The sequence below is a fragment of the Glycocaulis sp. genome (assembly GCF_052168375.1).
Lineage (GTDB): Bacteria > Pseudomonadota > Alphaproteobacteria > Caulobacterales > Maricaulaceae > Glycocaulis.
The window spans coordinates 1-8,685 of the sequence record NZ_JBQLZR010000220.1 but is presented as its reverse complement, the minus strand read 5'-3'; the positions used below and the strand labels follow the sequence as shown (position 1 = coordinate 8,685).

Sequence of the window (8,685 nt, the reverse complement as noted above, 5' to 3'; positions counted from 1 at the left end):
TCCCGGCATCGAGATACTGGGGCCGCAGGACCCGTCGCGCCGTCTGGCGATTGTCTCGTTCAACCTTCGCGATCCGCGCGGCGGCTGGCTGCATCCGCGCTTTGTCACCACGCTTCTGAGCGATCTTTTCGGCATTCAGGCCCGCGCCGGCTGCGCCTGCGCCGGGCCTTACGCACACGACCTTCTGGGGCTGGGCGAGGACGAGGCTCTTGCCTACCGGCAGGCGGTCCTGTCGGGTCATGCGGGCCTGCGTCCGGGCTGGAGCCGGGTCAGCCTGCACTGGGCACTGGACGAGGCCGAGATAGACTATCTCATCCGGGCCATTGCCTTCCTTTCGGCCGAGGGCTGGAAGTTTCTCGATCTCTACCGGTTCGATATTGCCAGCGGCGCCTGGAGCTGGCGGGGCGCGTCGCGCGCCGATGCCCGCGATGTGCTGTGCGGTGAGCGCAGCGAGGACCGTGCTGCTCTTCTTGACGCCCTGCTGGAAGAGGCCGCAAGCCGCGCCTGTGCCCTCTCGCCCTGCCCGGAAGCTCGTCCGCGCCTGCCCGAAGCAGTGGAGCGCCTGCGCCAGTTCTCCCTGCCGGTGGAGTAGGAACCTGCCTACGCCTCATCCATGCCGAAATCGAAATTCGGCGCGGAATGGGTCAGCGCCCCGACCGAAATCACGTCGACACCCGTCTCTGCGATAGGGCGCAGCGTCTCCAGGGTAACGCCGCCGGAGGCCTCAAGGATTACCCGTCCCTTCGCCGCGTCCACGGCGCGCGCCATGTCATCAAGCGTGAAATTATCGAGCAGTATGCTGTCGGCACCGGCGGCAATGGCCTCTTCCAGCTGGTCGAGCCGGTCAATCTCCACGGCCACGCGCGTCATGTGTCCGGCATGGGCTCTCGCACGGCGCACCGCCTCGCCTGCACTGCCAGCAATCGCGACATGGTTGTCCTTGATGAGGATGGCATCGTCGAGGCCGAAGCGGTGGCTGGCACCGCCACCTGCGCGAACCGCTGCAAGCTCCAACGCGCGCAATGTGGGCGTCGTCTTGCGGGTATGGGCGATGGCCACACCTGTGCCGGCGACCGCATCCACATGAGCGCGCGTCAGCGTGGCAATGCCGCTGAGACGGCCAAGGAAGTTCAATGCCGTGCGTTCAGCCGCCAGAATGGCCCGCACCGGACCTTCAACGCTCATCACGACCTCGCCTGCTGACAGGCTGTCACCATCCTTTGCCTGCCAGTGGGTTTGAAGATCGAGGCTGCAGTGCCGGAATACGCTTTCAGCGATTTCCCGGCCCGCCAGCACGCCCTTGCTCCGCGCGGCGATCACGAACCGCGCACGCGCATCGGCGGGGATTACCGCATCACTGGTCACGTCGCCGCGTCCACCGAGATCCTCGGCCAGAGCGCGAGCCACAATGTCGTCGATATAGGCAGGGTTCATTCGGCAGGCTCCGCCAGCGGCAAGGGCAAGTGTGACACCGCGCGCGCTGCTTCCAGCGTCAGGCGGGTGTGGACGGCATGGGGTGCGGTTGCCGGCCGGTCGGTGCGGAAATGTCCGCCCCGGCTTTCCTCGCGCAAATACGCGCCAGCAGCGACCAGGCGCACCGCGATCAACGCATCAGCCCCGCCGCACATCGCTTCGAGCGCATCAATCTCGTCCAGCAGCCGGGCTAGCCCTGTCCCGTCGCGCTCAACGCCCGCAAAGGCTGACATGGCAGCGCGCAGGCGGACAAGCGCGTCCGGTGTCAGGTCTGGCGCAGGCTCACTCTTCAGCGGGTGCAGGTTTCGCCTTCCTCGTTCACGCAAGGCAATGGCTGCGCGGCGGCCAAAGACCAGCCCCTCCAGCAGGGAGTTGGAGGCGAGACGGTTGGCCCCGTGCATGCCCGTCGAGGCGCATTCGCCGACCGCCCAGAGGCCCGGCACGCCGGTAAACCCGTCAATATCGGTAGCGATGCCGCCCATGTGGTAGTGCGCGGCAGGCGCGACCGGAATGGGCGCCTCACGCGGGTCGATCCCGGCGGACATGCAGGCCGCGAAAACAGCCGGAAAGCGCTCGGGAAACTCTGCCCCGACCGCCGCGCGCGCATCCAGAAACGCGCCCCTGCCCGAATGCACCTGCCGGTGCACGGCGCGCGCGACCACATCGCGCGGAGCGAGTTCGGCATCGTCATGCACACCGCGCATGAAGCGGTGTCCGCTCCGGTCGGTCAGGATGGCGCCCTCGCCCCTCAGGGCTTCGGTCGCCAGCGGTGCCGGGTCACGCCCGATATCAATGGCGGTCGGGTGGAACTGGACAAATTCCGGGTCCTGGATCACCGCGCCGAGGCGCGCCGCCCAGGCGAGCCCCTGCCCCTGGCTGGAGGCCGGCGTGGTGGTGACACCATAAAGGCCGCAAAGGCTCCCCGTCGCGAGCACCACGTCGCTGGCGATAAGGTCATGGCGGCGGCCTGCCTCATCGAGGGCCATGACCCCGGCGCAACCTTCACCTTCATCCGGGATCAGACCGGCGGCCCGCCAGCCTTCGCGAACATCAATGTGGGCTGCCGATTTCACAGCCTTGATGAGAGCCGCGAGAATACCGGCTCCGGCCTGGTCACCCTTCACACGGGCGACGCGGGCACGCGAATGGGCGGCTTCGCGAGAGAGCGACCAGTGCCCGTCTGCCTCGCGCTCAAAGGGCGCGCCCATCGCATAGAGTGCCTCGATCTCGGCAGGACCGGCCTCCGCCAGCAGTCGTGCAGCGTGTGCATCCACCAGCCCGGCACCGGCTGCAATCGTGTCACGCGCATGCAGGGCGGGCGTGTCGTCTTCGCCCAATGCTGCCGCGACACCGCCCTGTGCCCAGCCGGTGGAACTGCCTGTGCCGAGCGGCGCACCCGTCAGCAGGATCACGGCGCGCGGCGCAGCGTGGAGCGCCGTCCACATGCCCGCTATGCCGGCGCCAACAATGATGAGGGGGTAGGACACTGAGAGGACCTTTGATCCGCGTTTCACCGGCGCAAGCCGGTGCCCAGCTGGTCTGGATCCCGGCTTGCGCCGGGAAAACGAGACGTGGGCAGCTAGATGCTTACATACGGCACCGGCACGACCGGCTTGGAGGTGTCGAAGGCGGCAGGCTTTACCGGTGACGGCAGGGCCAGCATGGCATCGACGCTCGCCTTGGCGCGCGCGGCAATTTCCGGATCGACATGTACCTCGTGCTTCATGTCGCGCAGCGCCTCGTAAATGCCTTTCAGCGTGATGCGCTTCATGTGCGGACACAGATTGCAGGGCTTCACGAAATTCACGCCCGGATTGTCCACCGCCACATTGTCACTCATCGAGCACTCAGTGATGAGGATCGCCGTCTGCGGCTTGTGGTCCTTCACATAGGCGGCCATTGCGCCGGTCGAACCGGCAAAGTCGGCGGCCTTGAGAACGTTCGGCGGGCATTCGGGGTGGGTGATAATCATGGCGTCCGGGTGGGCTGCACGAAGCGCCTCGATATCCTCTGCCGTGAACTGTTCATGCACCTCGCAGGAGCCTTTCCAGGTCAGGATGCGGATACCGGTCTGGCTGGCCACATTCTTGGCGAGATACTCGTCGGGAATGAGAATGACGGTGTCGGTGTTCCACTCCGCCGCGATGGCCTCGACCACCTGCACCGCGTTGGACGAGGTGCAGCAAATGTCCGAATACGCCTTCACCTCGGCGGAGGTGTTCACATAGGTGACGATCGGATAATCGGGATAGGCCTCGCGGATGGCACGGACATTGGCGCCCGTGATCGAGGCGGCAAGCGAACAGCCCGCCCGCTCATCCGGGATCAGCACGGTCTTTTCCGGGGAGAGGATTTTCGCGGTTTCGGCCATGAAATGCACGCCGGCCTGCACGATCACCCCGGCCTCTGTCCGGGCCGCTTCCTGCGCCAGCTTCAGGGAGTCACCCATGATGTCGCCCACCGTATGGAAGATGTCGGCGGTCATGTAGTTGTGCGCGAGGATGACGGCGCCGCGCTCGACCTTCAGCCGGTTGATGGCATCGATGAGCGGCGCGTGAAGCGGCCACTCCATCGGGGTCACGACATCCTTGACCTTGTCATAGAGATGATCGGTGCGCGCCTTGACGCCGTCGTCATAGACCAGCGCATCAGCTTGCGGCCATGGCGTGTCAAAAGCCTCGTGGCGGGTCGGGTCGTGCCGGTCCATCGCTCTGCCTCCTTTTGCACCCTTTTGCTCATTTTGAGCAATTGGTGGGGCCAGAAAATCGGCGGGCCGATCACCGGTCACGCCGTTTTGCTCTAACTGAGCCTAAGGTGGGGTGTTTCTACGCCCGGGCAAGGGGGGATGCAAGACAGTTTTCTGACAGCCCACCGTTAGGCCTGCCCCGAGATTGAAAACAGGCCCGGACACCGCCTGATCTGCGGCTTGATTGCGGGCGCGGGCGCGCCTAGGTTCGCGCGCGATTTTCACACCCGCCGGAACCCGTGTCATGGCCCAGCCCAAAGCCCCTTCCTTTCAGGACCTGATCCTGACGCTCCAGCGGTATTGGGCCGATCAGGGCTGCGCCATTCTCCAGCCTTATGACACCGAGGTTGGTGCGGGCACGCTGCACCCGGCGACCACGCTGCATTCGCTGGGGCCAAAGCCCTGGCGCGCCGCCTATGTGCAGCCCTCGCGCCGTCCGGGCGACGGGCGCTATGGCGAGAACCCGAACCGGCTGCAGCACTATTACCAGTTCCAGGTGCTCCTGAAGCCCTGCCCCGCCGACATTCAGGACCTCTATCTCGGCTCGCTGGATGCGCTGGGCATTGACCGGCGCTTGCATGATGTCCGCTTTGTCGAGGATGACTGGGAGAACCCGACCGTGGGCGCGTGGGGCCTTGGCTGGGAGGTCTGGTGCGACGGCATGGAAGTCAGCCAGTTCACCTATTTCCAGCAGGTCGGCGGGCTGGATGTGGAGCTGGTCTCGGGCGAACTGACCTATGGGCTCGAACGCCTCGCCATGTATGTGCAGGGCGTGGAGAATGTCTACGATCTCGATTTCAACGGCGCGGGCCTCTCTTACGGCGACGTGTTCCTCGAGAACGAACGCCAGCACTCGGCCTTCAATTTCGAACATGCCGATGTCGACATGCTGATCGAGTGGTTCAAGGGCGCGGAAAAGCAGTGCATGGCCCTGCTCTCGCTGGAAAAGCCCCTGCCCCTGCCGGCCTATGACTGGTGCCTGAAGGCCTCCCACCTCTTCAACCTTGTCGATGCGCGCGGCGCGATTTCCGTTGCGGAGCGCGCCAGCTGGATTGCGCGGGTGCGTGAGCTTGCCAAAGGCTGCGCGAGCGCCTGGGTGGAGCAGCAGAAGCGGGAGGCGGCGTGATGGCGGTCCGCCTGTTTCACAACACGCAGTCGCGCGCGACCCTGATGCACTGGCTTCTGGAGGAGCTGGGGATCGACTACACGCTGGTGCCTGTAGACTATGAAGACGGCTCCATGCGGACGCCGGATTTCCTCAAGATCAGCCCGCTCGGCAAGATACCGGCCCTGACGGACGGCGAGATCAGCGTGAGCGATACGCCTGCGATAACGATCTATCTGGCCGACAAGTACAAGTCCCCAGTGGACTTGGCACCCGGCATCAATGACCCGCGCCGCGGCGAATATCTGCGCTGGCTGATCTTTCAGGGCACTGCCATCGACCCGGCCATGCTTCAGGCGGGCCTGAAGTTCGAGACCACGCGCCGTCAGGCCGGCTGGGGTGATGTGGAAACCGTCATCAGCGCGGCCGAGACCCGGCTGGAGTCGGCCAATCCCTATCTGTTCGGCGACTGGTTTACCGCCGCTGACCTGCTGGTCGGAGGCTCGCTGTACTGGGCCACCCGCTTCGGCATGTTCGACGCCCGCCCGGCGACGGAGCGCTATGTCGAGGCGGTGACTAGCCGTCCGGCCTTCAAGCGAACCCAGGGAGCTGGCTAATGGCTGCTGACCTGATCGTCTGGCACGGGCCCAATACCCGCTCCACCGGCACGGTCTGGCTCGTGGAAGAGCTGGGCGTGCCCTACGAGCTGCGCAAGGTGGACGTGTTTGGCGGCGAGACGCGCGAGGCCGAGTTCCTGAAAGTGAACCCGGCCGGGAAAGTTCCCGCCATCCGCCATAACGGCAAGACACTGACCGAGATGGCGGCAATCTCGCTCTATCTTTGCGACGCCTTCCCTGAGGCCGGGCTTGCACCTGCCATCGGCGATCCGCTGCGCATGGATTATCTCTACTGGACGGTCTTCCGGCCCGGCGTTCTGGAACCGGCCATCGTCACCAAGGCGCAAAACCTTGATGTCGATCCGCGCACGGTCGGCTGGGGCGAGTGGGAGACGGTCATCGCGCTCGTCGAGACGGCGCTGGAGAACGGCCCCTATCTTCTGGGCGAGCGCTTTTCGGCAGCGGACATACTGATCGGCGGGGCGCTCGGCTGGCTCAAGCACTTCAAGCTGATGCCCGACAATCCGCGCATTGACGACTACATCACCCGCCTGCACGCGCGCCCCGCCTATGCCCGCATGCAGGCCACCAACCAGTAAGAACCGGATCGCATTTCCCTTGGCCCAGCTACTGATCGAACTTTTCTGCGAGGAAATCCCGGCCCGCATGCAGGCACGGGCAGAGGAAGACCTTGCCCGGCTCATGGGCGAAGCCTTCAAGGCCGCCGGCCTGACGGTGGAGAGCCTCGAGACGTTCTCCGGCCCGCGCCGCATCGGCCTGGTGGCGGACGGCGTGCCCGCCCGCACGGCAGATGTGCGCGAGGAGCGAAAAGGACCCCGCGTCGGCGCGCCGGACCAGGCGGTTCAGGGCTTCCTGCGCGGAGCGGGACTTGAGAGCCTCGACCAGTGCCGCATTGAAAACACGCCCAAGGGTGATTTCTACATTGCCGTCATCGAGAAGCCGGGCCGTGCGGCGCAAGAGGTCATCGCCGAAGCGCTGGAAAGCGCGATCCGCAACTTCCCCTGGCCAAAGTCCATGAAGTTCGGCGAGGGCGAGAAGGCCCAGCGCTGGGTGCGCCCGCTCCACCGCATCATCTGCCTGCTGGACGGCGCCGTGGTGCCGGTAAAGGTGTTCGGGATCGAGGCGTCAAACCTCACCGAAGGCCACCGCATCCATTCGAAGGCGAGCCGTGTTTTCGCGGTAAAGGACCATGCCGATTACGCGGCTAAGCTTCGCGAAAATGGCGTGGTGCTGACGCGCGCCGAGCGCTCGGGCCTCATCCTGGAAGGCGCGAGGCGCGTCTGCGCGGATGCCGGCCTTGAGCTGATCGAGGATGAGGGGCTGCTGGCGGAAGTGACGGGTCTTGCCGAATGGCCGGTGGCCGTATTGGGTGAGATCGACCCGGCCTTCCTGGACCTGCCGCCGGAAGTGATCGCGCTCACCATGAAGGTGCACCAGAAATACTTCGCAGTGCGCGATCCCAAGACCGGCAGAATAGCCCCCAAATTCGTGAAGATCGCCAATCAGGACACCAGTGATGGCGGCAAGGCGATTGCGCACGGCGCAGGCCGTGTTGTCTCGGCGCGCCTGTCCGATGCCCGCCATTTCTGGGACCTCGACCGCAAGCGCGGGCTTGAGGCGATGGCGGGAGAGCTTTCCAAGGTCACCTTCCACGAGAAGCTCGGCACGCTGGCCGACAAGGTGGAGCGCGTCGCTGCGCTGGCGCGCGAACTGGCCCCTGCCGTGGGTGCAGACCCGGAGCTGGCGTTCCGCGCGGCGAAACTCGCCAAGGCCGACCTTGTCAGCCAGATGGTCTATGAATTCCCGGAGCTTCAGGGCGTGATGGGGCGCTATTATGCGCTTGAAACTCCCCCCCTCGGTCCTTCGGACCACTCCCCCCGTGAACGGGGGGAGAAAGAGGGGACAGCGGTTTCCTCCCCCGTTCACGGGGGAGGTGTCAGCGAAGCTGACGGAGGGGGGATGCTTTCCGGCCTCTCGGCGGACCAGCGCCAGCAGATTGCCGATGCCATCCGCGATCACTACAAGCCGCAAGGCCCGTCAGACGCCGTACCGACCGCGCCTGTCAGCGCGGCGGTCGCGCTCGCCGACAAGCTCGATACGCTGGTCGGCTTCTGGGCGATCGATGAAAAACCCACCGGCTCGAAAGACCCGTTCGCCCTGCGCCGCGCGGCGCTGGGGGTGATCAGGATTGTTCTTAGCAACCAATTCTCGCTGCCACTCAGTCAACCGATGATGAGAGCATTTCAAATTCTCTCAGGTGTGGTTCCAAAAACCAATGATCAAAGCGACGAACAAGTCGTGTCGATTGAATTGGAACTCTTCTTCGCGGACAGGCTGAAAGTTCACCTCCGCGATGACGGCATCCGCCACGATGTGATCGATGCGGTGTTTGCGCTGGGTGATGACGACCTCGTGCGCGTCACGGCGAAATCGCGTGCGCTGCAGGCCTTCCTCGACACCGAGGATGGCGCGGCGCTGCTGGCCGGTTACCGGCGCGCGGCGAACATATTGAAGAAAGAGGAAGAGAAGGGCTTTGACGTGGCGGCAGCTCTGAAAGAGCTTGACCCCTCCTTCACTTCCCCCCTCGGCCCTTCGGACGTTCGACGCGATGCGTCTCACCCCGCCCGCAAGCAGGGGGAGAAAGAGGGTGCAGCGATTTCCTCCCCCGTTCACGGGGGAGGTGTCAGCGCAGCTGACGGAGGGGGGATACTCACCATCCTCGC

The 8,685-nt window shown here is 65.0% G+C and carries 7 protein-coding genes and 1 pseudogene; 5 read left to right on the top strand and 3 right to left on the bottom strand.

Annotation, left to right across the window (positions count from 1 at the left end; genetic code table 11):
- Positions 1–592: pseudogene (locus ACTS2Z_RS08960) on the top strand (aminotransferase class V-fold PLP-dependent enzyme); the annotation flags it as partial.
- Positions 593–600: 8 nt separating this feature from the next.
- Here the strand turns inward: ACTS2Z_RS08960 and nadC are convergent.
- The 3 genes from nadC to nadA all read right to left on the bottom strand — a co-directional run bounded on the left by nadC (position 601) and on the right by nadA (position 4,180).
- The gene (gene nadC, locus ACTS2Z_RS08955) at positions 601–1,434 is read right to left on the bottom strand and encodes a carboxylating nicotinate-nucleotide diphosphorylase (RefSeq protein WP_442572873.1); all 834 of its coding nucleotides are present in this window, start codon (positions 1,432–1,434) and stop codon (positions 601–603) included.
- Positions 1,431–2,918 carry an L-aspartate oxidase gene (locus ACTS2Z_RS08950; RefSeq protein ID WP_442572874.1) on the bottom strand — a complete coding sequence of 496 codons (1,488 nt, stop codon included), beginning with the start codon at positions 2,916–2,918 and terminating at the stop codon, positions 1,431–1,433. The genes nadC and ACTS2Z_RS08950 overlap by 4 nt, the downstream gene beginning before the upstream one ends.
- A 134-nt stretch (positions 2,919–3,052) precedes the next feature.
- A complete protein-coding gene (gene nadA, locus ACTS2Z_RS08945; protein ID WP_442572872.1) occupies positions 3,053–4,180 on the bottom strand; it encodes a quinolinate synthase NadA in 1,128 nt (375 codons plus the stop codon).
- A gap of 283 nt (positions 4,181–4,463) precedes the next feature.
- On the opposite strand from nadA, the gene ACTS2Z_RS08940 reads away from it, so the two are divergent.
- The 4 genes from ACTS2Z_RS08940 to glyS form a co-directional block, all read left to right on the top strand.
- Entirely contained in the window at positions 4,464–5,345 is an 882-nt protein-coding gene (locus ACTS2Z_RS08940; protein WP_442572871.1) for a glycine--tRNA ligase subunit alpha, read from the top strand.
- Positions 5,345–5,941, top strand: a complete 597-nt coding sequence (locus tag ACTS2Z_RS08935) for a glutathione S-transferase family protein (protein ID WP_442572870.1) — start codon at positions 5,345–5,347, stop codon at positions 5,939–5,941. Before ACTS2Z_RS08940 ends, ACTS2Z_RS08935 begins: the two co-directional genes overlap by 1 nt.
- Positions 5,941–6,540, top strand: a complete 600-nt coding sequence (locus ACTS2Z_RS08930) for a glutathione S-transferase family protein (protein ID WP_442572869.1) — start codon at positions 5,941–5,943, stop codon at positions 6,538–6,540. The genes ACTS2Z_RS08935 and ACTS2Z_RS08930 overlap by 1 nt, the downstream gene beginning before the upstream one ends.
- Before the next feature lie 19 nt (positions 6,541–6,559).
- The coding region (glyS, locus tag ACTS2Z_RS08925) for a glycine--tRNA ligase subunit beta (RefSeq protein ID WP_442572868.1) at positions 6,560–8,685 on the top strand (2,126 nt) is incomplete at its 3' end.